This window comes from Litoreibacter sp. JB4-2 (genome assembly GCF_055693445.1).
In genome coordinates this window covers 3,405,416-3,430,028 of record NZ_CM146334.1, presented here as the reverse complement: position 1 = coordinate 3,430,028, position 24,613 = coordinate 3,405,416, and the positions used below count along the sequence as shown (strand labels likewise).

Genomic DNA, 24,613 nt, shown 5'->3' with positions numbered 1-24,613 from the left:
ATGGGGTGCCATCATTCTCGGACACTCTGGAAAAAGCCATCCATGCGGCGCTTGCGCAAGCCAATGCGCATCGCCACGAACTGGCTACATTGGAACATTTGCTGCTCGCGCTCACGGATGAGCCCGAGGCGGCGAAAGTTATGCAGGCCTGCGGGGTTGATCTTGAAAACCTGCGCGCCACGCTGGCCGAATTCATTGAGGAAGAGCTTTCAACGCTCGTCACCGATGTCGAAGGGTCGGAAGCCGTGCCAACGGCTGCATTCCAGCGTGTCATCCAACGCGCCGCGATCCATGTGCAGTCCTCAGGCCGCACGGAAGTGACAGGCGCAAATGTGCTGGTCGCAATCTTCGCCGAACGTGAAAGCAATGCAGCCTTCTTCCTGCAAGAACAGGACATGACGCGCTACGACGCAGTCAACTTTATCGCACATGGTGTCGCAAAAGACCCCGAGTTTGGCGAAGTCCGCCCCGTGTCCGGTTCGACCGAATTTGACGACGACGCCAGCACCGACGGCGCGCCGGCCGGCGAAGAAGCTAAAGAATCAGCGCTCGCAAAATATTGTGTCGATCTGAACGCCAAAGCCCGCGACGGCGATGTCGACCCATTGATTGGGCGCGGCCACGAAGTCGAACGCTGCGTGCAAGTGCTCTGCCGCCGCCGCAAAAACAACCCGCTTCTGGTGGGCGATCCGGGTGTGGGCAAAACCGCGATTGCTGAAGGGCTCGCCTTCAAAATCGTCGAAGGTGAAACACCGGAAATCCTGTCGGAAACAACAATCTACTCGCTCGATATGGGCGCACTTCTGGCCGGAACCCGCTATCGCGGTGATTTCGAAGAACGCCTCAAGGCCGTCATGACTGAGCTGGAAGAACACCCAGACGCTGTGCTGTTCATCGACGAAATCCACACAGTGATCGGCGCCGGTGCGACATCTGGCGGCGCAATGGACGCATCCAACCTGCTGAAACCCGCTCTGCAGGGCGGCAAGCTGCGCTGCATGGGCTCGACCACATACAAAGAATTCCGTCAGCATTTCGAAAAAGACCGCGCGCTCAGCCGCCGCTTCCAGAAAATCGACGTGGTCGAACCCTCGGTCGATGATGCGGTTGCCATCCTCAAAGGCATCAAAACCTATTTCGAGGAACATCACGGCATCAAATACACCGCCGACGCGATCAAATCCGCTGTTGAGCTGTCGTCACGCTACATCCACGACCGCAAATTGCCCGACAAGGCGATTGACGTGATTGACGAGGCTGGCGCCGCGCAACATCTGGTCGTCGAAAGCAAACGCCGCAAATCCATCGGTGTGAAGGAGATCGAGGCCGTCGTCGCCAAAATCGCCCGCATCCCACCGAAAACCGTCTCCAAAGACGACGCGGCCACGCTGAAAGACCTCGAAAAAGCTTTGAAACGTCAGGTCTTCGGTCAGGACAAAGCGCTTGAATCCTTGGCATCTGCCATCAAACTGGCTCGTGCCGGTCTGCGAGAGCCCGAAAAGCCCATAGGCAACTACCTGTTCGCGGGTCCAACCGGTGTGGGTAAGACCGAGGCCGCCAAAGCCTTGGCCGACCAGCTGGGTGTGGAACTCATCCGGTTTGACATGTCCGAGTACATGGAAAAACACGCAATCTCCCGCCTCATCGGCGCGCCTCCGGGCTATGTGGGCTTTGATCAGGGCGGCATGCTGACCGATAAGGTCGACCAAAACCCGCATTGCGTGCTCTTGCTTGATGAGATCGAAAAAGCCCATCCCGATGTGTTCAACATCCTGTTGCAGGTGATGGATCACGGCAAGCTGACCGATCACAACGGCCGCACAACGGATTTCCGCAACGTGGTCTTGATCATGACATCAAACGCAGGCGCCGCAGACGCAGCCCGTGCACCGATGGGCTTTGGCCGCGACCGGCGTGAAGGCGAAGACACTGCAGCCATTGAAAAGTTGTTTACGCCCGAATTCCGCAACCGCCTGGACGCCACGATCTCCTTCGCCCCACTTGGCAAGAAGATCATCGCCCAAGTGGTCGAGAAATTCGTGCTCCAACTTGAGGCCCAACTCATGGACCGCAATGTAACGTTCGAGCTGACGCCCGCCGCCGCCGAATGGCTCGGCGACAAAGGCTATGATGAGAAAATGGGCGCCCGGCCACTGGCCCGCGTGATCCAGGAACACATCAAAAAGCCGCTGGCGGAAGAACTGCTCTTCGGCAAGCTCGCCAAAGGCGGCGTGGTCAAGGTTGGCGTCAAGAAGGGTGAGATCGATCTCAACGTGATCGAGCCCGAAAAAGCGCGGATCGCATCCAAGAAAAAGCCGCCTTTGCTGACGGCTGACTAAACAAACTCAAAGAAAAATTAGCCGCCCGCGAATATCACGGGCGGCTTTTTCATGCCTGAAACATCTCAAAACCTTCATTGTTTCAAAAATATTCTCAAGGAGTTTGCCCGCGCAGCTGAGGACGCGAGCGTCCTCAAAGAACGCAAAACATCGCGCGCGGCGCAGCCGCACCTTCAGAAAAAGCCCCCGAAGACCTATTTCTCGGTCAGTTTCAGCTCAATACGCCGGTTCTGGGCGCGGGCTTGCGCCGTATTTTCTGGGTTTACAGGCTGGTATTCGCCAAACCCGTTCGCTGCCAACCGGTCGGGCGGAATGCCAAGCTCTTCGCTCATGTAACGCACCACAGACAGCGCCCGCGCCTGGCTCAGTTCCCAGTTATCGGCAAACACCCCGGACCCGGAGAGCGGTAGATTATCCGTATGACCGTCGACCCGGATCACCCAGTCCAATTCTTCCGGGATGTCCGCGGAGACACTCAACAAAATCCGTGCCACTTTGGCGATTTCAGAACGCCCCGCGGCGGACAAGCCCGCGCGCGCAGGCTCAAACAACACCTCGGATGAAAACACAAACCGGTCCCCATCAATGCGCACGCCATCCTGATCACCCAACAAGTCGCGCAGCTTTCCGAAGAATTCAGACCGGTAGTTTTGCAGCTCCTTGGCTTCCAGCTCCAACCGGCGCCGCTCCGCTTCCTCCAGCGCCAGCCGGCGCGCTTGTTCTTCCGCCAAAGCCGCCTGCTCCGAGGCAACTTTGCGCTGCTCGGACGCGACTTGCGCCAAAGCGGTATTCAACTGCGATCCCAGGGCGCTGATCTGGACATTCGCGTCCACATCACGCGCCGTCGCCGCATCAAGCAACCCCTGCAAAGACCCCAATTGCGATCTCAGCGCGGCAACTTGCTGGTTCAATGCCGCGACCTGACGCTGGCTTTCCGCGCTCGCCGCCTGTTCCGCGCTCAGTGCCTCATTTGCCGTTGCCAGCAAAATGGCGCGCTGCTCGGCCTCGCTAAGCGCGGTTCCGGCATCGGCCTCCGCTGCACGTTGCGCCGCAAGCGCTGCCAGAAGTTGCTTTCGCAGATCGCTTTCAACGAATTTTTGGTCCGTGCCTTGCGCGGTCGCCGCCGCAAGTTGTTCCGTCAAATCGGCAACACGCGCTTGCGCTGCAGCCAGGTCCTGCCGCAACCCGTCGCTGCCTTGACCAGCCGACGCGATTTGCGCCTGCAACGCCGCGATTTCCGAGCGTAATTCGGTCTCAACCTCATCAGCCAACAGTTTCACAGTCTGACCAGCCGCAATCGCTGCCAAAAGCTTGTCATCCAATTCCGCTTCCGCCGCATTGGCAGCGGCCAATAGCGTCAACGTGTCTTCGGCGGCCTGACGTTGTTCTTCCAGTGCCAGCGACATCGCGGTCAGTTCCGCGTCAGCATTCTGCAACCGCGCGCGCAACGCCTCGGCTGCCGCAGCATCCGCTAAGCGGGCGGCTTCTGCGGCGTTCAACGCCTCGCCCTGCGCTTCTGATTTGGCTTCCAGATCATCAACCAAAGCCTGCAGCGCGGCACTTCGCGCAGCGGCCAGCCGCGCCGCTTCCTGGCCCGCGTCGATTTCCGACCGCGCCTGCGCCAAAGCCAATTGCGCCGCTTCTTTTTGCGAAATTTCACGCGCCAGCCCGGCCTCGATATCTACGATCCGCGCCACAAGCGTCGCGTTTTGCGCCTCGCGATCCGCAAGATCAGCCTGCGCCGCGTCACGGTCCTGCGTCAAAGACACGATATTATTTTGCAAATCGGCCTGCTGCGACAACAGGCCTGCGACCTGTTCCTCAAAGCTGGCGATGCGTGCTGTCTGGGCGTCCCGCTCGGCGCTGAGCGAGCTGATCAACGCGGCCTGCGCGTCCGAACGCTCCTGCGCCGACGACAAATCAGCCTCCAACGTGGCACTGCGCGACTGTTCTAACCCCAAGGCATCCGCCAACGAGGCCACCTGCCCCGACAATTGATCCAGCTCGGAATCCTGATCCGTGATGGTTTCGTTCAGCATGAACTGCACCATCATGAAAATCGACAACACGAAGACCAAAACAAGCAAAAGCGCCGTCATCGCGTCGACAAAGCCCGGCCAGATATTGGCTTCAAACCGTTGTCCGTTGCGCCGCGCGAGAGCCATGTCCTAGTCTTCCGATGTCGGGTTGCGGGTGGGCTGGGGGCGCAGGCTTCTGCTTAGCTGCCGTACCGCCTGTGTGACCTGCCCCAAATCGCCCGACATCTGATCAACGCTGTTTTGCCGCCCTTGTTTCAGCTCCTCAAGAAGCTTCAACATCTGCACATCAATCGAGCGCAAACGCATCCGGCTTTCCGGATCCATCCCATCATTTTCGCGATCCACCTGCGCCATGTAGTCGAGCAGGCTTTCCTGACCATCGGCGACCCGGTTCAGTGCCTCGGTTGAATCGATGGCGGAATCCAGTTTATGCGTCAGCGCCGCAACCGCGCCCGTTACGTGTTTCAACTGGTCATTGGTCTCGGCCCGCGCGGCTTCGCTTTGCATGAAAAGCCCCTGCAGGCTGTCGATCTGGTCGACCATATGGTCCAGCACCGTGGCCACCACGGATTGGTCAAACCCGCCGCCCGCGCCATCTTCGCCGGTTGAAAACCCAACGCGTGTGATGGTCGACAGCCATTCCTCCATCTCGCGGTAAAACCGGTTCTGGCCATGGCCCGCAAACAGCTCAAGCAGGCCCACAACCAAAGAGCCCGCAAGCCCCAGCAGCGAGGACGCAAAGGCTGTGCCCATCCCCTCCAACTGGCTTTCAAGCCCGCCGATCAGGTTGGAAAACACGTCCTGACTGGACTGCCCCTCTTCGACATTCAAGGACCGGATGGTTTCGACAATCCCCGGGATCGTTGTGGCGAGGCCATAGAACGTCCCCAAAAGGCCAAGAAAAATCAGCAGGTTAACGATATATCGCGTGATATCACGCGCTTCGTCCATCCGCGTGCCAACCGAATCCAAGATCGATCGTGAGGACGAGGCGCTGATCTGCATCCGCGCCCCGCGCGTCCGAAGCAGCGCCGACAGCGACGCCATCAACCGCGGCGCGCGATCCTCATCACTGCCGCTGCCCGCCGCGAACCGGTCAATCCAAGACACCGACGTAAAAAGCTGGAAGACCTGCCAGAAACAGGCAAACACCCCCAACACAAAGACCGCGATGATGACCCCGTTCAAAAAAGGGTTGGCCAGAAATACCGGCGCAACGGAGGGGTAGATCAGCGAGCCGCCAAATCCAACCAGCCCCAAAATTACCAGCATGACTAAAATCTGGCGAAATGGTCGCGTGAATTGCGAGACGCGCTCCCTGTCAGGCGTGTCCGTCATAATACCCTCGCATTGGCTGTACCGCTCTTTTTTGCGCAAATATACGCAGCGAATACGCAATAGGCCATGCTTTTTTGCGCAGGCTCAATCGCCAGATAAAACGCGCACCCGCGCAACCAGCCAGTCCATATCCGGGTCCTGCACGCCCATCTGCGACAGATGCGCTGCAGTGTTATACAGATAGTCGGTGTTCGGCCCGCGCCCGCCAACGGCATGCGCAATCACCTGCGCCTGGCGCTCAAGACTCAAATCACCGCAATATTGGACGTGATCTTGGTTAATGATGTAGGCAAGCGCCCTGACCTCGCGCCCATCGGCCAGCGTCAGGGGCACGACATCCTCATAGTAGGCCGATGAGATCAGTTCCCGTTCGCGCAGCATCGCCAACACCACATCGCGTTCCGCATCGGCGACTTGAAATGCGACGCCCGCACAGCGGGCATCATCGGCCACGTCCAAGGCCAGCACCAGCCCCGGGTCGTCCTCAGACCCGCGATGATGGATCGACCACATGCAAAACGACCTGTGGTAGCCGCGCAGTTCGGCCACGATGCTGTCAACAGGCGTAAAGCCCGGGTTCCAAAGCAAAGACCCGTAGCCAAACACCCAAAGCGGCGTGGGCAAATCCTGATCAACAACCATCTCTGGCCCTCCTGCCCTTCCCCTAGTAAACCGGGGCGCAAAGCAAAAGGGAAAATGCCAAAGATGCGCAAACTACTTGCCATTATCATTGTCGCCGCCATCGGCTGGGCCGTCTATTGGTTCATCGGGGCGGAGGGGCACAAGACCGCCATGACGACATGGCTTGATGACCGCCGGGCCGAAGGCTGGCAGGTCGATTATGCCGACCACACCGTCGCAGGCTTTCCCAATCGTTTTGACACGACATTTACCGATTTGCGCCTCACCGACCCTGAAACCGGTCTCAGCTGGCAGGCCCCATTCTTCCAAATTCTGTCGCTCAGCTACCAGCCGAACCATTTGATCGCGGTCTGGCCAAACGAACAGGTTTTCGCCACCCCGCGCGAAAAGTTTAGCGTAACGACGACCGGCATGCGTGCCTCGCTCAAGATCAAGCCGTCAACTGCGCTTGAATTGGACGCGGCAACGGTTGAAATCGCGCAGGCCCAGATCACGTCTTCCGAAGGCTGGACCACCGGCTTCGACGCCATGAACGCCGCGATCCGCAACGTTGAAAGCGGCGCGCCGCATTACGACGTAGCCGCCAGTATTGACCGCTTTCTGCCAAGCGGCCCGATGCGTGTCCTGATTGATCATGGCGGCACCCTGCCCGATAGGATCGAAACGGTGCGCTACGACCTGACAGCAGAACTTGCGGGCCCGCTAAACCGTCAAGCGCTGGAGACCCGCCGCCCCGACATCACCAGCCTGAACATTCGTGACGCCCGCGCCGAATGGGGTGAGCTGGAGCTGCGTCTGAACGGTGAAATGTCGGTCGAAAACACCATTCCCGACGGGCAACTCAATGTCAGCGCGCGCAACTGGAAAGAGATGTTGGACCTTGCCGTCAGTGCTGGCGCCGTTGATGGCGAAGCCGCCCGCGCCGCAGAATTCGCACTGTCTTTGCTCGCCGCCAGCTCGGGCGGAGAAAACTCGCTGGACGCCAAGCTTACGCTTTCAGGCGGCTCGATCTTTCTGGGGCCAATCCCAATCGGTCCGGCCCCGCGCATCGCCCTGCCTTAGCGGCAATACGGCCCAGACCGGTACCGCGCCGTGTCGAAATGAAAATGATCGCGGTGAAACTTGTTCAGATCCGGGCCCAGAACCGTGCCGAACGGCCCGCAGGCTGCCTTATGCGCGCGGCGCAAAATACGCCGCTGCTGACCACCGCGCCACCCGTTCAAAACCGTGATGGTTTGCCCATTAATTAGGTTAATGGCCGAGATATCGACAGCCTTGCCCTTGGCATGTTCCGACAGCTTCCCCGTCTTGGCGCTGTTGCGATTGCGGCAGGCATAATGCGCCACGATCCGCAGCGATTTTACCCCGCCGCCGACGCGCCCCACAGCCGGTTTCAACCCGTCCTCAACCCAGGTTTTCAGCGACCGTGCAGTGTCACAATTGATCGTGGGCTTTTGCGACAAGGCGACGCCCGCGACCGAGCTGACCCGCACAGGGTTTGCCACCCCACACGCCCCACGGCCCCGTATAGGTGATATCGCAACGCCCTTGATCGACGGATCGCCGCAGACCGAGCCCCTAGCGCTTTGCGCGATCTTACGGGTCACAAATCGCACTTTTGGCCGTTGTTTGGGGCGCACAGATCGGCGCAGGCCTGACGCTTCGACCAAAACCGCGCGCGGCACTGTAACAGCGGGTGCTTGAACCGGCGCAATGAGCACCCCGCGCGGCAAAGGCCGTTCAGATCTGTCCGGCGCGGCCGCCCAGAGCGGGCTGCAGAGCAAACCCGCCAAAACCGCAAAGCGCCACAGCATCAGCGACCGCGTCCAAAGTTTGGTACATCCGTGTCCTGGCCCGCCTCGATAATGCCACGCCGGATCGCGCGTGTGCGGGTAAAATACTCATGCAAATGGTCGCCATCACCCTGCCGGATCGCGCGCTGCAACGCATACAGCTCTTCCGTGAAACGGCCCAGAATTTCCAGCGTCGCGTCCTTATTGGTCAAAAACACATCGCGCCACATGGTCGGGTCCGAGGCCGCAATCCGGGTAAAATCGCGAAATCCGGCTGCGGAAAATTTGACGACTTCAGTATCCGTCACGCGGCGCAAATCGTCGGCCACGCCGACCATTGTGTAAGCGATCAAATGCGGCACATGCGACGTCACGGCGCAGACCAGATCATGATGGTCGGGCTCCATCTCCTCGATGAGCGCGCCCATGCCTTCCCAATAGCCCCGGTAATTGGCAAGCGCATCTTTGTCGGCATCGCCAGGCGTCATCAACAGCCAACGGTTTTCAAACAGCTCAGCAAAACCTGATCGCGGGCCGGATTGCTCCGTCCCCGCCATCGGATGCGCTGGTATGAAGTGCACGCCGTCCGGGATATGCGGTCCGACCGTTTCAATCACCGCACGTTTGGTAGAACCGACGTCGCTGACCACGCAGCCCGGCTTCAGATGCGGCGCGATCTCAGCTGCCAGCACGCCCATCGCGCCCACCGGCACGCAAAGCACCACCAAATCCGCGCCTTTCACGGCCTCGGCAGCTGTCTCGACCACCTGGTCGCAATATCCCAACTCAGCGGCAATCTCTCGCGTCTCGGCGGAGCGGGCTGTGCCCACAATTTCGCCCGCCAGCCCATGTTTGCGGCTGGCCAATGCCATGGACGAGGCGATCAGCCCCAAACCGATCAAGGCCACACGTTCGTAGAATTGCGCCATCAGCCCTGCCCTTTAAACTCTTTGACCGCTTGCGCCACGCGGCGGCACGCGGCCTCATCGCCAATCGTGATCCGCAAACAGTTTGGCAGGTTATACCCCGCAACCATCCGCACGATCAGCCCCTTGGATTTCAGATAAGCATCACAGCCCTGCGCCTCTTCGGGTGAGCCAAATCGCGCTAAGATGAAATTACATTCCGACGGGTCCGACGGCACGCCGAGCTTGTCCAATTCTCCCGCCAGCCAGGCCCGCCATTTCGCATTCTCACGCCGGCAGCGTTCGGTATAGCCCGTGTCGCGCACTGCCGCATGCGCCGCTTTCAAAGCAGGCCCCGACAGGTTGAACGGCCCGCGAATGCGGTTCAGCGTATCAACGATGTCCTGCGGGCCGTAGCCCCAGCCAATGCGCAAGCCACCAAGCCCGTAAATTTTGGAAAACGTCCGCGTCATAAACACGTTCTCGCGGCTCGCCATAACACTCAGCCCTGCGTCGAACCCCTCAACATATTCGGCATAGGCGCCGTCCAGAACCAGCAGGCAATTCTCAGGCAACCCATCCGCCAGTCTCGCGACCTCCGCCTCCGGGATCATCGTGCCCGTGGGGTTATTAGGATTGGCGATGAACACCAGCCGCGTGCGTTCTGTGACGCCCGCCAGCAGCGCATCGACATCTGTAACTCGTTGGTCTTCAGTCACTTCAACCGGCGTGGCCCCGGCTGCGCGGGCAGAGATCTTATACATCCCAAACCCATGCTCAGTATGCAAAACCTCATCCCCCGGACCAGCATAAGCGTAGCACAAAAACGAGATAATCTCGTCCGAGCCTACCCCGCAAATCACGCGCTCAGGCTCAACGCCATGCACCTCGCCAATCGCTTCGCGCAGACGCTCATGCTGGGTCGATGGGTAGACATGCAGCTCCCCCGCCGATTGCCGAAACGCGTCAGACGCACGCGGGCTGGGCCCATACGGGTTCTCATTCGAGGACAGCTTCACCACATCCGCCACGCCCTCCACCGAGGCCGCGCCGCCTTGGTAAAGCGCGATATCCATGATGCCCGGCTGCGGCGTGATCGTCATAAGACAGGTCCTTCAATCGAAACCCCGCCTATGTATCCGCAGGCTATGCCAATGAAAAGCTGCTTCGTTCTGTCAAAAATACTCATATCGCCGCAGCTCAAAAGAAGCTCTGCGGGTCAATATCGACCGACAATCGCAAATCGCCCTTCAGCTTTAATGGCCTGATCCAATCCGCCAAAGCCGCTTGCAGCGCCACGCCTTTCGGTGCCTTGACCAATAAGCGCACCCTGTGCCGCCCGCGAATGCGTGCAATTGGCGCGGGGGCAGGGCCAAACACCTGCGCGCCAACCCGCTTCAAAGCCGCATCATTGCGCGCCAAATGGTTGCCCAGATCAAAGACCGGCCCGACCTCCGGCCCCGACAACACAATCCCGGCCATGCGGCCGTAAGGCGGCACGCCCGCTTGTTCGCGTTCCGCTGCCTCCGCGCGCCAGAACCCGTCCTCATCGCCTGACAAAATCGCCTGGATCACAGCATGTTCCGGTTGGAAAGACTGCAATAAGGCCAAGCCTTCTTTTTCCGCCCGCCCGGCACGACCCGCGACCTGACGCATCAGCTGAAACGTCCGTTCCGCCGCGCGCAGATCCGAGCCTTGCAATCCCAGATCAGCGTCAATCACGCCCACCAGAGTCAGCAGCGGAAAGTTATGGCCCTTTGCCACCAGCTGCGTGCCGATGATGATATCCGCCTCACCGCTGGCAATCGTTTCGATATGCGCTTTCAACTGCCGCGCCGTCGAATAGTGGTCTGACGACAGGACGGAGACCCGCGCATCTGGAAACAGCTCCGCCACTTCCTCGCCCATCCGCTCAACGCCCGGCCCAATAGGTGACAACCGGTCCTCCGCCTCGCAATGCGGGCAGGTCGTCGGCATCGGCTTGGTTTCCCCGCACTGGTGGCACATCAGCCGTTTCAAAAACCGGTGTTCCACCATGCGCGCGTCGCATTGATCGCAGCCAATCTGATGCCCGCAGGCCCGGCACAGCGTCACCGGCGCATAGCCGCGGCGGTTCAGAAAAATCAGCGACTGCTCACCCCGCGCCACCCGCGCCTCTATCTCGCGCTGCAATGTGGGCGACACCCATTTGCCACCCGGCAAATCCTCGCTGCGCATATCAATCGCGCGCATCTTCGGCATCACGGCTGCCCCAAAGCGCGATGTCAGCTCCACCCGCCGGTATTTGCCCGCTTCCGCATTGGCCCAGCTTTCCAGCGACGGCGTGGCAGAGGCCAGCACGACCTTCGCGCCGCACATGGACGCGCGCAAAACGGCCATGTCGCGCGCGTTATACAGCACACCGTCCTCTTGCTTGTAGGAGGTGTCATGTTCTTCATCGACCACGACCAAGCCCAAATCGCGATAGGGCAAAAACAGCGCAGACCGCGCACCAACAACCAGTTCCGCGCCGCCCTCGCCCACCATTTTCCACACCCGGCGGCGTTCCGTCATGGTCACACCGGAATGCCATTCGGCCGGTTTCGCACCAAACCGCGCCTCCACCCGGGTCAGAAATTCGGATGTCAGCGCAATCTCAGGTAACAGCACCAAAGCTTGCCGCCCGCGGCGCAAGCAATCGGCCACGGCCTCCAAATACACCTCGGTTTTGCCCGACCCGGTGACGCCTTTCAAAAGCGTCGTCGAATACCCGTCGCCCTCATTCAACACCGCGACTGCGGCGGCCTGATCGTCGGTCAGCTCTTTCGATGGCAGGGACGGGTCCAACGGCGCGAAGGGCAGATCGCGGGGCGATTGTTCTTCCGCTACCGCACCCTGCGCGACCAACCCTTTTACCACCGACGTGCCGACCCCCGCCATTTCCGCCAGCTCTTTTAGCGTGAAGGCCAGCCCGCCGAACTCTTCCAGCACGCTCAAAACCTTTTCGCGCGCGGGGGTCATGCGGTCGACCTCCCCCGTGCCCATCCGGTAAATCTTGCGCATCGATGGCGGATCGCCCAAGCCCGGGGACCGCGTCGCCAGCCGCAGCATCGCCGACATTGGCGTCAGCGTGTAAGCGCCCGCTTTTTCAAGAAAGGACACCATCTCCTCGCGCATTGGTGGCACGTCTAGCACGCGGATCACCGACCGCGTCTTGGCATAATCCCAGTCGCCCTTGCCCGGACCCCAGACCACGCCCAACACCTTGCGCGGGCCAAGCGGCACCTCCACAAAAGCGCCTGCAAAACAGCCGCCTTCCGGTGCTTTGTAGTCGAGCATTCGGTCCAGCGGCTGCGTCGTCAGCACGCCAACCAAATCACCTTGATGGAAAAAATCAGTCACCCGGTGAAACTTATCATGCTGCCGCCCGAGGTCGAGAGCCAAACAGCGCCGAACGTTGGTTGCACCGAAAACTTGTTAGCGCTAACACTACGCCAAATCACCGCATCTGATTGCGAAAACCGCAATATTGGGTGTAGAGCCAACAACAGTAAAACCAACCGCGCGCCGGAAAGGGCAGTCCCAGATGAAATTCTTTGTAGATACCGCCGAGATTGACGACATCAAAGAGCTCAACGCCTTGGGCATCGTTGACGGGGTCACCACCAACCCGTCGCTGATCGCCAAATCGGGCCGCGACATCATTGAGGTGACAAAAGAAATCTGCTCCATCGTCGATGGACCGGTCTCCGCCGAAGTTGTCGCCACGGAAGCCGACGCCATGATCGCCGAAGGGCGTGAGCTGGCCAAAATCGCCGACAACATCGCCGTGAAAGTGCCGCTGACATGGGACGGCCTCAAAGCCTGCAACGTGCTGACGAATGAAGGCAACATGGTCAACGTGACGCTGTGTTTCTCCGCCAACCAAGCGCTTTTGGCCGCCAAAGTCGGCGCGACCTTCATCTCGCCGTTCATTGGCCGTTTGGACGATCTGAATCTCGACGGGATGGAGCTGATCGCAGACATTCGCGAAATCTACGACAATTATGGCTATGAGACGCAAATCCTTGCGGCCTCCATCCGGTCGGCAAACCACATGTCCGATTGTGCCAAGATCGGCGCAGACGTGGCCACGGCACCACCCGGCGTCATCAAGAAAATGGCCGATCATGTGCTGACCGACAAAGGCCTCGACGCCTTCCTCAAGGACGCGGCCAAGGCGAATATCAAGATCGTCTAAGGCACCACTTATAACAGCTTTGTGACCGCGGAGGGGTAAGATACCCGTCCGCGGTTTCTTTTTGCCACGCTATGCTCCGCCCACCATCAAGGAGCATTCACATGGCCAAAAAGAAAAACCGCCCCTCCCAAAAGGGCAAACGCGCCAAATCTGACACCCCGCAAACTTCCAACGCTGCCAAAGCACTGAGCCGCCGCAGCGTCTTGCAATATGGCGCGATCGGCGGCGCGGTTTTGATCGGTGGCGGCTATTTCGGCACCCGCGCGGTCGAAGCCGCGATCTGCGAAGTTGACCTGACCAAGATCGGCAAAGGCACGCCCGCCATCGTCCAAATCCACGACCCGGCCTGCCCCGTCTGCACCACGCTGCAACGCGAAGCGCGCAAAGCCGTCAAAGCCATGGACGGCGACCAACCAGAATTCCTTGTGGCCAATATCAAGACGATTGAAGGCTCCAATTTCGCCGCTGATCACGGCGTCGGCCATGTCACGTTGCTGTTGTTCGACGGCAAAGGCGAGATGCGACAGGTCCTGCAAGGCGCCCGCACCCGCACAGAGCTGCGACCGATCTTTGAAGATCACATGGCGCGCTACAACCGCAGCTAGGCTATTTTGACCCACGCAACTTCGTGCTAACTCCTGTCTCATAGGCATTGAGAGGGCGGGTTATGAGCGGCTTACTGGCACTTTTGGACGACGTTGCGGGCATTGCGAAAGTCGCAGCGGCTTCCGTTGATGATGTGATGAGCCAGGCCGCCAAGGCCGGCGCAAAAGCCGCAGGCGCGGTGATTGATGACGCCGCCGTCACGCCAAAATATGTGCAAGGTTTCCAACCTGCGCGGGAGCTGCCAATCGTCTGGCGCATCGCGCGCGGCTCGATCATCAACAAGCTGTTGTTTTTGCTGCCCGTCGGGCTGCTTCTGTCCAATTTCGCGCCATGGATCATCACGCCGCTTTTGATGCTGGGCGGGGCCTATTTGTGCTTTGAAGGCGCGGAGAAGGTGTACCACCTGTTTGTGCCCCATCATCACGACGCGGACGAGCCGGAAAACCTGAACAAAGACCCCGCCCATCTTGAGGAAGAGAAGGTCAAAGGCGCGATCAAGACCGATTTCATCCTGTCGGCCGAGATCATGACCATTGCGCTTGCCCAAATCCCGCCCTCCAACATCTGGATGGAGGCCGCGACCCTCGCAGTTGTTGCTATCGGCATCACCGTCGCGGTCTACGGCTCCGTCGCGCTGATCGTGAAGGCGGATGATTTCGGGCTGTTGCTGTCCTCCAAAGGGCGGCTCAGCATCACCCGCGCGATTGGCAATGGCATCGTCAAAGCCATGCCGGGGTTCTTGAAGCTTCTGATGATCGTCGGCACCGCCGCGATGCTTTGGGTCGGTGGATCGATTGTGCTGCACGGGGCGGAGGTCATGGGCGCGCCATGGCTCTACGACACGATCCACCACATCGCGGAGGACGCCTCCCATGCCGTCACAAGCGCGCAGGGCTTCGTCAAATGGGCCGTCACCGCCGCGCTGGACGGGGTGTTTGGCCTGGCGCTCGGGCTTGTGCTGATCCCCATTGTCGCGAAGGTCTTGATGCCCGCATGGCGGCTGGTGCGCCCTGCAAAGGCGCAGCACTAGCGCAAAAAGCACATTCGCGCCGATCCACGCAAATTGACACGTGATATTAACCTTTCAACCGGCTATAAGATCATCAAAACACGCCCCGATGAAACGAGGACGGTATATGACCGAGCAGGCACCGGTGCTGGATATCATCCGGCAGAAAATTCTTAACGAGCCCGAAGTTGTTCTGGAAGATCAAGACATTATGCGCGCCTTGGTCACCGCCAATGAACGCGCCTTAGGCGGCAATATTGTCGACCTACGCGGCATCGCGATGGAGCGGCTCGAAAGCCGTCTGGACCGTCTCGAAGACACGCACCGCTCCGTCATCGCCGCCGCTTACGAGAACCTGACCGGCACCAACATGATCCAGAACGCCGTGTTGCGGCTGCTGGAACCCACAGATTTCCCCGCATTTCTGAAAAGCCTGTCTGGCGATCTGGTCGAGGCGCTGCGCGTCTCTAAGCTGCGGCTGATCCTTGAAAGCAAGGAACCCGGCGCGGGCATTCCGGGCTTTGACAATGTGCTCTCTATCGTGGGCCCCGGCGTGGTTGACCATTACATCACCGCTGGCCGCAACATCACGGTGCGCCCGGTCACGCTGCGGCAGGTCTCCCCCGCATCGACAGATGTTTACGGCGACAACGCGGATTACATCAAATCCGAGGCGTTGTTGAAGCTGGACCTGGGCGAAGACCGACTGCCCGGCCTGCTGATCATGGGGTCCGAGGACCCGCACCAGTTCCGCCCCAATCAGGGCACGGATTTGCTCACCTTCTTCGGCGCCACGTTCGAGCGCGCCATGCGCAGATGGCTGGCCTGATCATATCCCCAGCCGCGCGCGACAGTCTTGAGGCGTGGCTGAAACATCTCTCCGCCCTGAGTGCTGCTTCCGAGAACACGGTCGAGGCCTACCGGCATGACGTGCTGGGCTTCATTACGTTCATTTCCCAACATTTCGGCGACCAAACCGGGCTGGGACCGCTGAAATCCGTGAAGATTGGCGACATGCGCGCCTGGATGGCCCATGAGCGCGGGCGCGGCGTCTCGGCGCGATCATTGGCGCGGCAGCTTTCGGCGGTGAAAAGCTATTACCGCTGGTTTTCTGAACGCGACGGGTTCGAACCCACGGCCGTCCTGTCCACCCGCGCGCCAAAATTCCAAAAGAAGCTGCCGCGCCCCTTGGCGCAGGACGCGGCCAAAGCGATGATCGACACGGTCGAATTGCAATCCCTCAAAGACTGGGTCGCAGCCCGCGATGTGGCCGTCGTCACGATGCTCTATGGCTGCGGATTGCGCATTTCTGAAGCGCTGGGCCTCAAAGGCCGCGACGCACCCCTGCCCGACGTGCTGCGCATCACTGGCAAGGGCAATAAGGAACGCGTGGTGCCGGTTCTGGCAGCGGCGCGTGACGCGGTGGAGCGCTACCGCGCCCTGCAACCCTTTGAGCTGACACCAGATGAGCCGCTCTTTCGCGGTGTGCGCGGCGGCGCGCTATCGCCACGGCTGATTGCCAAAGCCATGGAAAACGCGCGCCAACAGCTGGGCTTGCCTGCAACGGCCACGCCGCATGCAATGCGCCACTCCTTCGCCACCCATCTGCTGGAGGCGGGCGGCGATCTACGTGCGATCCAAGAACTGCTGGGCCACGCCTCGCTGTCCACAACCCAAGCCTATACCGCCGTGGACACCGCAAGGTTGATGGAGGTCTACGACAAGGCCCATCCGCGCGCGCAAGGGTGAAAAACAAGCATTTTCACGCGAATGTGTGCCATTGTGTCCGCGCGACGCTTTGCATTGGCCACATTTGCCTGCGACAGTTTGACCAAATCATTCACTCGGAGACCCTCATATGAACGCCCGCTCACTCATCGCCACGACGCTTACGCTCGCAGCCTTTGCAACCGGGGCCCAGGCCGCAGATTGCAAAACGGATGTGGAAGACGCGTTCGACCTCGAAGGCGCGCAGATCGAAGAAATCTACGCCTGCATCAAAGACAAAATGCTCGAAGGCTACACCAAGGGCGATGACGCCGTGGCGGCCGTTTACCGCGACTGGACACCTACTGCGACCCGCCCCGCCGTGGCCGGCCCGCATGGCAACCGCCTGCTCAACACCTTCGCCAACAACGTCGCCGCCGAGCAATATCTGAAGTTCGAGGAAGAAGGCGTGGTGATGCCTGCAGGCTCCGTGCTGGCCAAGGAATCGATCAAGATCAACGTCAAGAAAGGCAAAGCCGTCGTTGGCCCGCTCTTCATCATGACCAAGGGCGAGGCGGGTGCCGCCCCCGACGCAAATGACTGGATCTATTCCGCCGTGCAACCGGGCGGCAAGCCGATGAAGATCAAACAAAGCTTCTGCCACAACTGCCACGAAGGCTTCGCCGAACAAGGCGATCTGGGCTACCCGGTCGAAGAGGTGCGGATCACCAACTGATCCCTTGGAAAATCATCCCCAAAAGCCCCGGCATCGCCCGGGGCTTTTTCTTTTTGACAGGTGTTCACATCACCCAACAGCGCCGGTTCAAACCGAAGATGCCGAGCCTTAATGGGCAGCAGCCATCTCAGCTGTCATTTGTCCGCTACGCGGGACTTTGCTACCGTCCACGTCAGGATCGTGACCGGCAGCTTTGAGCCTAGTTGTGCTCCTGAAGAAATGCGACAATTCTGTCTGACAGGTCATCATGAATGTCCGCACGGGGGCGTCCTCCGGCATCATCACAGAGCGGATCAAGCTCGTCCTCATTGATCAAAATTTGCGCTCCCTTTGGTTTGCATTGCGCCAGAAAGCTGAAGTGGATCGCGTCCTCAACTATGGAAAATGTCGCGGTGGGGATCATTTCTGCTGCCCCGCGTGCATATACCCCTGCTGGAACAGTGTCCTCATCGCCCAAGTTAAGGATCAGCATTGGGATATTGATCTCAGCCAAGCTGTCCGCAGTTATGGTTTCAATGATACCTGGGTCAATGATAACGGCCGTCTTGATCCGAAGGTCGCGTAGGTCTTGCGCAGCGGGGGATAGGTCAAAAGTATGCAGATCAATGCCGAAATGAGCCAAGAAGGCACAGTCAGACATGCCGTGATCGGTGTCATCACAAAAGCCTTGTAACAGGTCAGGATCAACGCGCGCACCGGATGTCGCCATAGCTGTGTATCCGCCCGCCGAGAAACCCAGAATCGAGATACGATCCGTATCAATGTATGGGTAATCATCAGGTTTCGCGGTGATCTCATCCAAAACGGCAGACACATCAGCCGGTCGCTCCCATACGCGAACAGCGGCCTCGGCAGACGCATTGCCGCTTGTCGTGCCGGGGTGATTGGGCAAAACAACAACAAAGCCTGCTTGCGCCAGTTCGGACGCGATCCAACCGAATTGCCCCGCATTCCCGCCCGCCCCGTGGGAGATGACAACCATCGGAAAACGTCCCGCTTGGTGTGGTGCATTGCGACCTGCGGGCGTGCCATAAAACACGCCATTGCCACCAACGGTCACGCTTTTGCCGCCGGACATCGCGGGGTACCAGATATGGAAATCAACATCCGTTCCGCGTATCGGTGCGGAAGCTGATCCGTAGGTGATACCTGCATTCCCATCATAAGGTGGTCGCGTCAGTTCATACGCCCCCCACCCAAACGAACCAAGAACCGCCGCGAAGGCTGTTGTCTTGGCGATCGATCCTAAAAGTGACATCGGGTTCCTCCTTGCGTGTCAGATTGGTGATGCCCTTGATGTGATGGGAATGCGCAGGGCAATCGTCCTGAAACGCGTTTGAGGTCGTCCTGAAACACGTTTCAGGATAGAGACAATTGAAATTTACTTGAAAAGCCCGCCTCTTATGTTGTTCGTTCCCCTCCCCTTGTTTGCCAGTTTGTTTCTTGCGCTGTTGTTGTGCCGCATCTTGATTACGCGCGACATGACGCTGCGTGCCCATCAACTGTTTGCAGGCCTCATCGCGCTCTATGCTGTGCAATCGCTTTTGGTATCGCTGCGGTGGGGCTACGAGATCGAGGGCATTGCGACTTACTTGATCATACTGGCCCCCGTGTTACCCGCCGTGGCCTATCTGTCATATGCGGCCCTTGCTGGTCGCCTGACAGGGTGGCGTCTTTGGCCACTTGCCGTCATCGCGCTCAATTGGGTGGCCTTCGCGGTGCTGCCCGTCCTTCCTGATCCGCTTATTCTGATGACATATCTGGGTTTTGGCATTTTGCTCCTTCGGCTTTGGTGGAAAGGCGCGGATGCGCTGGTACTGTCGCCCATCAATGATGCCCGTGAAATCGGGTTTGCCATGTGTCTGACGGGGGCAGCTTTGGTGTTGTCGGCGCTGACTGACATCTACCTCATCATAGATTTCATACAAAATGACGGACGAAATACCGGGTTAATCCTGACCTTCGTGCAGACCGCATTTGTCATCGCAATCGGTGTCTCTGCATCTTTTGGTCGTTCGGACGATTTCCCCGAACCAGAAGAAAAAGTTGTTACACGCGCGCCAGAGGCTTCAGAACAAGACAGCGAAATTGTGACCCGTCTTGAATGTCTTTTTGTAGAAGGCGGACTGCACCGAAACGAAGACCTTAGCTTGAGGCGCTTGGCCCGCAGATTAGGCCTGCCAGATCGTCAGGTTTCAAATGCAATAAACAGGGTGCGGGGTATGAGCGTTTCTCAGTTCGTCAATGATTTTCGCATTCGAGAAGCCTGCATTCTGCTGGGCACAACACAGAAGACAATCCTGGAAGTATCCTTAAGCGCGGGGTTCGCAACGAAATCTAACTTTAATCGCGAATTCTTACGCGTGATCGGTCAAACGCCGTCACAATGGCGCAAAGAAAACTTGTCTGCAAAAGAATGAACTGCTGAGGCTACCATACCTTCAAAACTCCGCGTTCCCTCCGCGGCGTTCTGAAAAATATACCCAAACCCCAAACCTATTAACTCTTTGAACGTTAGAAAATCATGTCACGACGGGGTGTGTACAGGATGTGTACGTGATGTGTACGCCATTTTTATGGTTAATGCGGGCCTTCGACCAACGTCCGCAGGACCGCATCGGGCGCAGTTGCATAGGCGTTAAAATTCGTCCATGAAACGTTGATGACACTCCAGCTCAAAGCGCTCGCCGTCCATCTGTTCACCGCCACTGGCGCGGTTTTCGCCATGCTCGCTATGCTAGCGGCGGTCGATGGCAAATGGGCGCTGATGTTTGTCTGGCTGGTCGTGGCCTTCGTAGTGGACGGCATCGACGGGCCCTTGGCGCGCAAATATGACGTCAAAACCAACGCCCCCAATTTCGACGGTGTTACGCTCGACATCATGATCGACTACATCACCTATATTTTTATCCCCGCCTTCGCCCTATTCAAATCGGGGCTGTTTGAGGGGTGGACCGCGTGGTTCGTGATCATCGTGATCACCTTCTCATCGGCCATGTATATGGTCGACACCCGCATGAAAACAAAAGACAATTCATTCTCCGGCTTCCCGGCCTGCTGGAACATGGTGGCTATTGTCGTCTTCGCGCTGGAGCCCAATTTCTGGGTCATCCTGGTGCTGATCGCTGTGCTGGCGGTCGGAATGTTCCTGCCGCTGAAGTTCATCCACCCGGTGCGCACCGAACGGTGGCGCATCATATCATTGCCGATGGCTTTGGGCTGGACCTTCTTCGCAGGCTGGGCCGCTTGGGTAGATTTTCATCCGCAAAGCTGGGCGCATTGGGGGCTGATCGTGACCTCGCTCTACCTGCTGTTCGCGGGCATCGCGCAACAGGTTTTCCCAAAGCGCGCGACCTAAATCAGCAGACCCGCCGCTCCTTCATGGCGCAGCAGGGCCACTTTCGTTTCCACCCCGCCTTTGCCCGAAAACCCGGTCAGCCCTTTGGCCCCCATCACCCGGTGGCACGGGATCATAATCGGGATTGGGTTCGCTCCACAGGCCTGCCCCACGGCCTGGGCGGGCACGCCTAGGTCTTTGGCAATTTCGCCATAGGTGCGGGTGTAGCCAAACGGGATGGCCAGCATCGCGGCGCAGACATCTTTCTGGAATTGCGTGGCTTGCACATCAAATGGCAGCTCAAATGCCTCACGGGTTCCGGCGAAATACGCGTCCAACTGCGCCACAGCCTCACGCAACAGATCGGTCTGCGGCGCGGCGCCTGCGTCTGACCAATCAAGCTTGGTGATCGCATCCCCATCCTGCCACACGGTCAACGGCCCAAGCGGGGAGGCAAAGGTAGCGCAGCTCACGCGTTGATCCCATCGCGCCCGGTGATCACCATCATTGTCGCCTGCATGGCGGATATCTCTTTGCTCTCGCCGCCCCGTATGGCGAGCGCACGCCCTTCGGTGATGATCAAGGTCTTGCCCGGCTTCATTACGCGGCCTTCAAAGCGGAACCGCTCGCCCGCGGCGGGGCGCAGGAAGTTGGATTTGAATTCAACCGTCAGCACCTCCGCCTCAATCGGCATAAGCGAAAACGCCGCATAGCCGCAGGCGCTATCCAGCACGGTGGTGATAATGCCCGCGTGGATGAAGCCATGTTGCTGAACCAAATCATCCCTGAACGGCATCTCCAGCACGACGCGCCCCGGTTCCACCTCAGCCAGCGTGATGCCAAGCGTCGTCGCAATGATCTGCTTGTCGAAATTGGCGCGGACCCGCGCGTCGAAATGCGGGTCCAGCGGTTTCATTCCGACAACGCCCCTTCGCAGCGCCCACAGACGCCCGCATGGGAATGCGCACCGACATCAGGCAGGATCTTCCAGCACCGCTGGCATTTCTCACCCTCGGACATGGCGAATACCACGCCGACGCCGTCGACATCATCCAACGTGAACGCGCCATCTGGTGCGGCCCCCGTATGCAGCGAGATCTGGCTGGTGATGCACAGATCGGCAAATGTTGCGGGGTTTGTGATGACGGCTGCCAGCTCCGGCGACAGATACACTTCCGGCGCTGCTTCCAGTGACGAGCCGATGACCTTTGCGGTGCGCTGTTCTTCCAACGCGCCGGTGACAACGCGGCGCACAGCCCGCACGGTTTCGGCCCGCGCGGCCAATGCGTCGTCGCGCCAGTCCTCCGGGTTCGCCGGGAAGTCTTGCAAATGCACCGAGCTGTCTTCGCCATTGCGTTCCAGCCAAACCTCTTCGCAGGTGAAGGTCAGGATCGGGGCCAGCCATGTGGTCAGCCGCGCATAGAGGTGATCGAGCACCGTCAGCGCCGCCAGCCGTTCTAGGCTGTCGCCGTCGCAATACAGCGCGTCTTTGCGGATATCGAAGTAGAAGGACGACAAATCCAACGTCGCAAATTCAAAGATCGCGCGGAACACGCCCTGAAAATCGAATTTGGTATAGCCCTCACGCACAACGCCATCCAGCACCGCCAGCTTGTGCAGGATCAGCCGCTCAAGCTCTGGCATGTCTTTCGCGGCAACTGCCTTGCTGGCATCATAATCCGCGAGCGAGCCCAGCATGAAACGCATCGTGTTGCGCAACCGGCGGTAGCTGTCGGCCGCGCCTTTCAGGATCTCGTCGCCAATCCGCTGGTCGGCGGTGAAATCGGTCTGAGCCACCCACAGCCGCAGGATATCAGCGCCATATTGCTTGATCACCTTGTCCGGCACGATGGTGTTGCCGATGGATTTGGACATCTTCATGCCCTTCTCATCCAGCGTGAACCCATGGGTCACGACCGCGCGGTAGGGCGCGCGGCCCGTGGTGCCGACCGATTGCAGTAGCGACGAATGGAACCACCCGCGATGCTGGTCGGTACCTTCCATATAGACATCCGCGATGCCGTCCTCCGTGCCGTCCTCACGATCACGCAGGGTGAAAGCGTGGGTCGACCCGCTGTCAAACCACACGTCGAGAATGTCCATAACTTGGTTATAGTCATCCGGGTTCACGATGCCTGACAAGAACCGCTCTTTCGCGCCGTCCTTGTACCATGCATCCGCGCCTTCCGCCTCGAACGCCTCAAGAATGCGGGCGTTCACCTCTGGGTTGCGCAGCAAGTAATCACCATCGGTGATCGCAGTGCCGTTTTTGGTAAACACGGTCAGCGGTACGCCCCAGGCGCGTTGCCGCGACAACACCCAATCCGGGCGCGCCTCCATCATCGAATGCAGCCGGTTGCGGCCCGATTGCGGCGTCCATTTGACGTTGTCGATCTCGGTCAAAGCCCGCTGGCGGATCGTGGTCCCAAACTGGTCCTGCCCGTCACCCACCGCCTTATCAATCGCTGCGAACCATTGCGGGCGGTTCAGCCGGATCACCGGCGCTTTCGACCGCCAGCTATGCGCATCCGACAGCTTGATCCGTTTGGAGGCCAGCATCGCGCCCAGCTCAATCAGCTTGGCCGAAACGACCTTGTTGGCATTTCCCGGCTTGCCATTTGGCTTGATGATCACCTCGCCCGCGAAGAACGGCAGATCCGCGCGGTAAGAGCTGTCATCGAGGATGTTGTACGTCATCTCCAGCCCGTGTTTGACGCCGACCGCATAGTCATCGTCGCCGTGGCTAGGGGCCGTGTGCACAAGGCCCGTGCCAGCGTCGTCAGTGACGTGATCACCGGGCAAAAGCGGCACGTCATAGTCCCATTCGCCATTCGCGCCTTCCGCCCCGCGCATCGGGTGGGCGCAGGTAAGGCCTGCAAGCTCATCGCTCGACACGTCTGCCACGCGCTTGAACATATCGTCCTCAAGCCGCGCAAGCCCCAGCACTTCGCCCGCCATAGCATCGGCGAGGATGTATTTGTCACCAACCTTGGCCCAACATTCTTCCGGCGTCGCCGTGATCTCATACAGACCGTAGGAGATGTTCGGCCCGAAACACACCGCCCGGTTTTGCGGGATGGTCCAGGGCGTGGTGGTGAAGATGACAACCGTGGTGCCGTCAAGTTCCCCTGAAACGACCGGAAACTTCACCCAGATCGCCTGCGCGTCGCGGTCGTGATATTCGACCTCCGCCTCGGCCAAAGCGGTTTTCTCCACCGGCGACCACATCACAGGCTTGGAGCCTTGATAAAGTGTGCCAGTCATCAGGAATTTCTGGAACTCCTCCGCAATCACCCGCTCGGCGTGGAAATCCATGGTCAGGTAGGGCTTGTCCCAATTGCCGGTGATACCCAAGCGCTTGAATTCCTCGCGCTGGATATCGACCCAACCAGCGGCAAAGTCGCGGCATTCCTGTCGGAACTCCACCAAATCGACGGCATCCTTGTCGCGGCCTTTCTGGCGGTATTTCTCTTCGATCTTCCATTCAATCGGCAGCCCGTGGCAATCCCAGCCCGGGATGTAGCGCGCGTCAAACCCCATCATCTGATGGCTGCGCACAATCATGTCTTTGATGGTCTTGTTCAACGCGTGGCCGATATGCAGATGCCCGTTCGCATAGGGCGGGCCGTCATGCAGCGTAAAGGGTTGGCGCGTCTCGGTCCGGGCCTTCTCGCGCAGCTTTTCATAGACGCCGATTTGCGCCCAACGTTCCAACCAGCCGGGCTCGCGCTTGGGAAGCCCTGCGCGCATCGGGAAGTCGGTCTGGGGCAGGTTCAGCGTGTCTTTGTAATTTACGTCAGGCGTGTCGGCGCACATTTTGGGCGTCCTTTTTGTCGGCGGTCTTGAGGAAATGCGAAAAGGGGCGGTGCGAGCGGTTCAAACACCTTGGCCCGGCGTCTCATGGGATCAGAGCGCCGGGGACATAATTCGTATGATGAAGCGG

At 59.3% G+C, this 24,613-nt stretch carries 21 protein-coding genes; 10 read left to right on the top strand and 11 right to left on the bottom strand.

The genetic code is table 11. From position 1 onward, the window contains the following. Positions 1-5 precede the first annotated feature (5 nt). Complete coding sequence (gene clpA / locus ACZ1G7_RS17120; protein WP_472660588.1) at positions 6-2,339, top strand: ATP-dependent Clp protease ATP-binding subunit ClpA; 2,334 nt, start codon at positions 6-8, stop codon at positions 2,337-2,339. 194 nt (positions 2,340-2,533) lie between these two features. Here the strand turns inward: clpA and ACZ1G7_RS17115 are convergent, their stop codons facing one another. From ACZ1G7_RS17115 to ACZ1G7_RS17105, 3 genes are all read right to left on the bottom strand, one after another. Then, a complete protein-coding gene (locus tag ACZ1G7_RS17115) occupies positions 2,534-4,504 on the bottom strand; it encodes a peptidoglycan -binding protein (protein ID WP_472660587.1) in 1,971 nt (656 codons plus the stop codon). Between the two features lie 3 nt (positions 4,505-4,507). Then, positions 4,508-5,650, bottom strand: a complete 1,143-nt coding sequence (locus tag ACZ1G7_RS17110; protein ID WP_472660586.1) for a biopolymer transporter ExbB — start codon at positions 5,648-5,650, stop codon at positions 4,508-4,510. Positions 5,651-5,800: 150 nt separating this feature from the next. Next, positions 5,801-6,358, bottom strand: coding sequence for a gamma-glutamylcyclotransferase (locus ACZ1G7_RS17105; RefSeq protein WP_472660585.1), 558 nt, complete (start codon positions 6,356-6,358; stop codon positions 5,801-5,803). A gap of 63 nt (positions 6,359-6,421) precedes the next feature. Between ACZ1G7_RS17105 and ACZ1G7_RS17100 the strand changes: the two genes are divergently transcribed. Beyond that, complete coding sequence (locus tag ACZ1G7_RS17100) at positions 6,422-7,420, top strand: DUF2125 domain-containing protein (RefSeq protein WP_472660584.1); 999 nt, start codon at positions 6,422-6,424, stop codon at positions 7,418-7,420. Here the strand turns inward: ACZ1G7_RS17100 and ACZ1G7_RS17095 are convergent. From ACZ1G7_RS17095 to ACZ1G7_RS17080, 4 genes are all read right to left on the bottom strand, one after another. Next, positions 7,417-8,172 (bottom strand): extensin-like domain-containing protein, encoded by a 756-nt coding sequence (locus ACZ1G7_RS17095; RefSeq protein ID WP_472660583.1) that lies wholly within the window; start codon positions 8,170-8,172, stop codon positions 7,417-7,419. The two genes, ACZ1G7_RS17100 and ACZ1G7_RS17095, sit on opposite strands and share 4 nt — an antisense overlap. Further along, complete coding sequence (locus tag ACZ1G7_RS17090; protein ID WP_472660582.1) at positions 8,172-9,080, bottom strand: prephenate/arogenate dehydrogenase family protein; 909 nt, start codon at positions 9,078-9,080, stop codon at positions 8,172-8,174. Before ACZ1G7_RS17090 ends, ACZ1G7_RS17095 begins: the two co-directional genes overlap by 1 nt. Further along, a complete protein-coding gene (hisC, locus tag ACZ1G7_RS17085; protein WP_472660581.1) occupies positions 9,080-10,159 on the bottom strand; it encodes a histidinol-phosphate transaminase in 1,080 nt (359 codons plus the stop codon). Before hisC ends, ACZ1G7_RS17090 begins: the two co-directional genes overlap by 1 nt. A gap of 97 nt (positions 10,160-10,256) precedes the next feature. Continuing rightward, a complete protein-coding gene (locus ACZ1G7_RS17080) occupies positions 10,257-12,437 on the bottom strand; it encodes a primosomal protein N' (protein WP_472660580.1) in 2,181 nt (726 codons plus the stop codon). Between the two features lie 184 nt (positions 12,438-12,621). Here ACZ1G7_RS17080 and fsa point away from each other — a divergent pair, with 184 nt between their 5' ends. The 6 genes from fsa to ACZ1G7_RS17050 all read left to right on the top strand — a co-directional run bounded on the left by fsa (position 12,622) and on the right by ACZ1G7_RS17050 (position 17,333). Then, complete coding sequence (fsa, locus tag ACZ1G7_RS17075; RefSeq protein WP_472660579.1) at positions 12,622-13,275, top strand: fructose-6-phosphate aldolase; 654 nt, start codon at positions 12,622-12,624, stop codon at positions 13,273-13,275. 101 nt (positions 13,276-13,376) lie between these two features. Next, positions 13,377-13,880, top strand: coding sequence for a twin-arginine translocation signal domain-containing protein (locus tag ACZ1G7_RS17070; RefSeq protein WP_472660578.1), 504 nt, complete (start codon positions 13,377-13,379; stop codon positions 13,878-13,880). Positions 13,881-13,942: 62 nt separating this feature from the next. Then, positions 13,943-14,911, top strand: a complete 969-nt coding sequence (locus ACZ1G7_RS17065; RefSeq protein WP_472660577.1) for a DUF808 domain-containing protein — start codon at positions 13,943-13,945, stop codon at positions 14,909-14,911. A 106-nt stretch (positions 14,912-15,017) separates the two neighbouring features. Further along, on the top strand, positions 15,018-15,719 hold the full coding sequence (locus ACZ1G7_RS17060) for a DUF484 family protein (protein ID WP_472660576.1): 702 nt from the start codon (positions 15,018-15,020) through the stop codon (positions 15,717-15,719). Further along, positions 15,707-16,639: a tyrosine recombinase XerC gene (locus ACZ1G7_RS17055; RefSeq protein ID WP_472660575.1), complete on the top strand. Its 933-nt coding sequence runs from the start codon at positions 15,707-15,709 to the stop codon at positions 16,637-16,639. The genes ACZ1G7_RS17060 and ACZ1G7_RS17055 overlap by 13 nt, the downstream gene beginning before the upstream one ends. Positions 16,640-16,748: 109 nt before the next feature. Continuing rightward, positions 16,749-17,333 (top strand): cytochrome P460 family protein, encoded by a 585-nt coding sequence (locus ACZ1G7_RS17050; RefSeq protein WP_472660574.1) that lies wholly within the window; start codon positions 16,749-16,751, stop codon positions 17,331-17,333. Between the two features lie 199 nt (positions 17,334-17,532). On the opposite strand, the gene ACZ1G7_RS17045 is transcribed toward ACZ1G7_RS17050, so the two are convergent. Beyond that, on the bottom strand, positions 17,533-18,591 hold the full coding sequence (locus tag ACZ1G7_RS17045) for an alpha/beta hydrolase family protein (RefSeq protein ID WP_472660573.1): 1,059 nt from the start codon (positions 18,589-18,591) through the stop codon (positions 17,533-17,535). A 145-nt stretch (positions 18,592-18,736) separates the two neighbouring features. Between ACZ1G7_RS17045 and ACZ1G7_RS17040 the strand changes: the two genes are divergently transcribed. Together ACZ1G7_RS17040 and ACZ1G7_RS17035 are read left to right on the top strand one after the other, a co-directional pair. Further along, a complete protein-coding gene (locus ACZ1G7_RS17040) occupies positions 18,737-19,753 on the top strand; it encodes a helix-turn-helix domain-containing protein (protein WP_472660572.1) in 1,017 nt (338 codons plus the stop codon). 242 nt (positions 19,754-19,995) lie between these two features. After that, the gene (locus ACZ1G7_RS17035) at positions 19,996-20,691 is read left to right on the top strand and encodes a CDP-alcohol phosphatidyltransferase family protein (protein ID WP_472660571.1); all 696 of its coding nucleotides are present in this window, start codon (positions 19,996-19,998) and stop codon (positions 20,689-20,691) included. Here ACZ1G7_RS17035 and ACZ1G7_RS17030 read toward each other — a convergent pair. From ACZ1G7_RS17030 to ileS, 3 genes are read right to left on the bottom strand one after another with little or no spacing between them, the layout of a single operon-like run. Beyond that, positions 20,688-21,143, bottom strand: a complete 456-nt coding sequence (locus ACZ1G7_RS17030; RefSeq protein WP_472660570.1) for a methylated-DNA--[protein]-cysteine S-methyltransferase — start codon at positions 21,141-21,143, stop codon at positions 20,688-20,690. The genes ACZ1G7_RS17035 and ACZ1G7_RS17030 overlap by 4 nt on opposite strands. After that, on the bottom strand, positions 21,140-21,586 hold the full coding sequence (locus ACZ1G7_RS17025; protein ID WP_472660569.1) for a PaaI family thioesterase: 447 nt from the start codon (positions 21,584-21,586) through the stop codon (positions 21,140-21,142). The genes ACZ1G7_RS17030 and ACZ1G7_RS17025 overlap by 4 nt, the downstream gene beginning before the upstream one ends. Further along, entirely contained in the window at positions 21,583-24,486 is a 2,904-nt protein-coding gene (gene ileS / locus ACZ1G7_RS17020; RefSeq protein WP_472660568.1) for an isoleucine--tRNA ligase, read from the bottom strand. The genes ACZ1G7_RS17025 and ileS overlap by 4 nt, the downstream gene beginning before the upstream one ends. Positions 24,487-24,613: the final 127 nt, after the last annotated feature.

What these genes read in the sequence shown, in the direction of transcription:
- ACZ1G7_RS17095 (WP_472660583.1), bottom strand. Translation starts at nt 8,172, where the DNA reads ATGCTGTGGCGCTTTGCGGTTTTGGCGGGTTTGCTCTGCAGCCCGCTC.
- ACZ1G7_RS17105 (WP_472660585.1), bottom strand. Translation starts at nt 6,358, where the DNA reads ATGGTTGTTGATCAGGATTTGCCCACGCCGCTTTGGGTGTTTGGCTAC.
- ACZ1G7_RS17110 (WP_472660586.1), bottom strand. Translation starts at nt 5,650, where the DNA reads ATGCTGGTAATTTTGGGGCTGGTTGGATTTGGCGGCTCGCTGATCTAC.
- ACZ1G7_RS17045 (WP_472660573.1), bottom strand. Translation starts at nt 18,591, where the DNA reads ATGTCACTTTTAGGATCGATCGCCAAGACAACAGCCTTCGCGGCGGTT.
- ACZ1G7_RS17055 (WP_472660575.1), top strand. Translation starts at nt 15,707, where the DNA reads ATGGCTGGCCTGATCATATCCCCAGCCGCGCGCGACAGTCTTGAGGCG.
- ileS (WP_472660568.1), bottom strand. Translation starts at nt 24,486, where the DNA reads ATGTGCGCCGACACGCCTGACGTAAATTACAAAGACACGCTGAACCTG.
- ACZ1G7_RS17035 (WP_472660571.1), top strand. Translation starts at nt 19,996, where the DNA reads ATGACACTCCAGCTCAAAGCGCTCGCCGTCCATCTGTTCACCGCCACT.
- ACZ1G7_RS17050 (WP_472660574.1), top strand. Translation starts at nt 16,749, where the DNA reads ATGAACGCCCGCTCACTCATCGCCACGACGCTTACGCTCGCAGCCTTT.
- fsa (WP_472660579.1), top strand. Translation starts at nt 12,622, where the DNA reads ATGAAATTCTTTGTAGATACCGCCGAGATTGACGACATCAAAGAGCTC.
- hisC (WP_472660581.1), bottom strand. Translation starts at nt 10,159, where the DNA reads ATGACGATCACGCCGCAGCCGGGCATCATGGATATCGCGCTTTACCAA.
- ACZ1G7_RS17060 (WP_472660576.1), top strand. Translation starts at nt 15,018, where the DNA reads ATGACCGAGCAGGCACCGGTGCTGGATATCATCCGGCAGAAAATTCTT.
- ACZ1G7_RS17115 (WP_472660587.1), bottom strand. Translation starts at nt 4,504, where the DNA reads ATGGCTCTCGCGCGGCGCAACGGACAACGGTTTGAAGCCAATATCTGG.
- ACZ1G7_RS17065 (WP_472660577.1), top strand. Translation starts at nt 13,943, where the DNA reads ATGAGCGGCTTACTGGCACTTTTGGACGACGTTGCGGGCATTGCGAAA.
- ACZ1G7_RS17090 (WP_472660582.1), bottom strand. Translation starts at nt 9,080, where the DNA reads ATGGCGCAATTCTACGAACGTGTGGCCTTGATCGGTTTGGGGCTGATC.
- ACZ1G7_RS17070 (WP_472660578.1), top strand. Translation starts at nt 13,377, where the DNA reads ATGGCCAAAAAGAAAAACCGCCCCTCCCAAAAGGGCAAACGCGCCAAA.
- ACZ1G7_RS17040 (WP_472660572.1), top strand. Translation starts at nt 18,737, where the DNA reads ATGTTGTTCGTTCCCCTCCCCTTGTTTGCCAGTTTGTTTCTTGCGCTG.
- ACZ1G7_RS17025 (WP_472660569.1), bottom strand. Translation starts at nt 21,586, where the DNA reads ATGAAACCGCTGGACCCGCATTTCGACGCGCGGGTCCGCGCCAATTTC.
- ACZ1G7_RS17100 (WP_472660584.1), top strand. Translation starts at nt 6,422, where the DNA reads ATGCGCAAACTACTTGCCATTATCATTGTCGCCGCCATCGGCTGGGCC.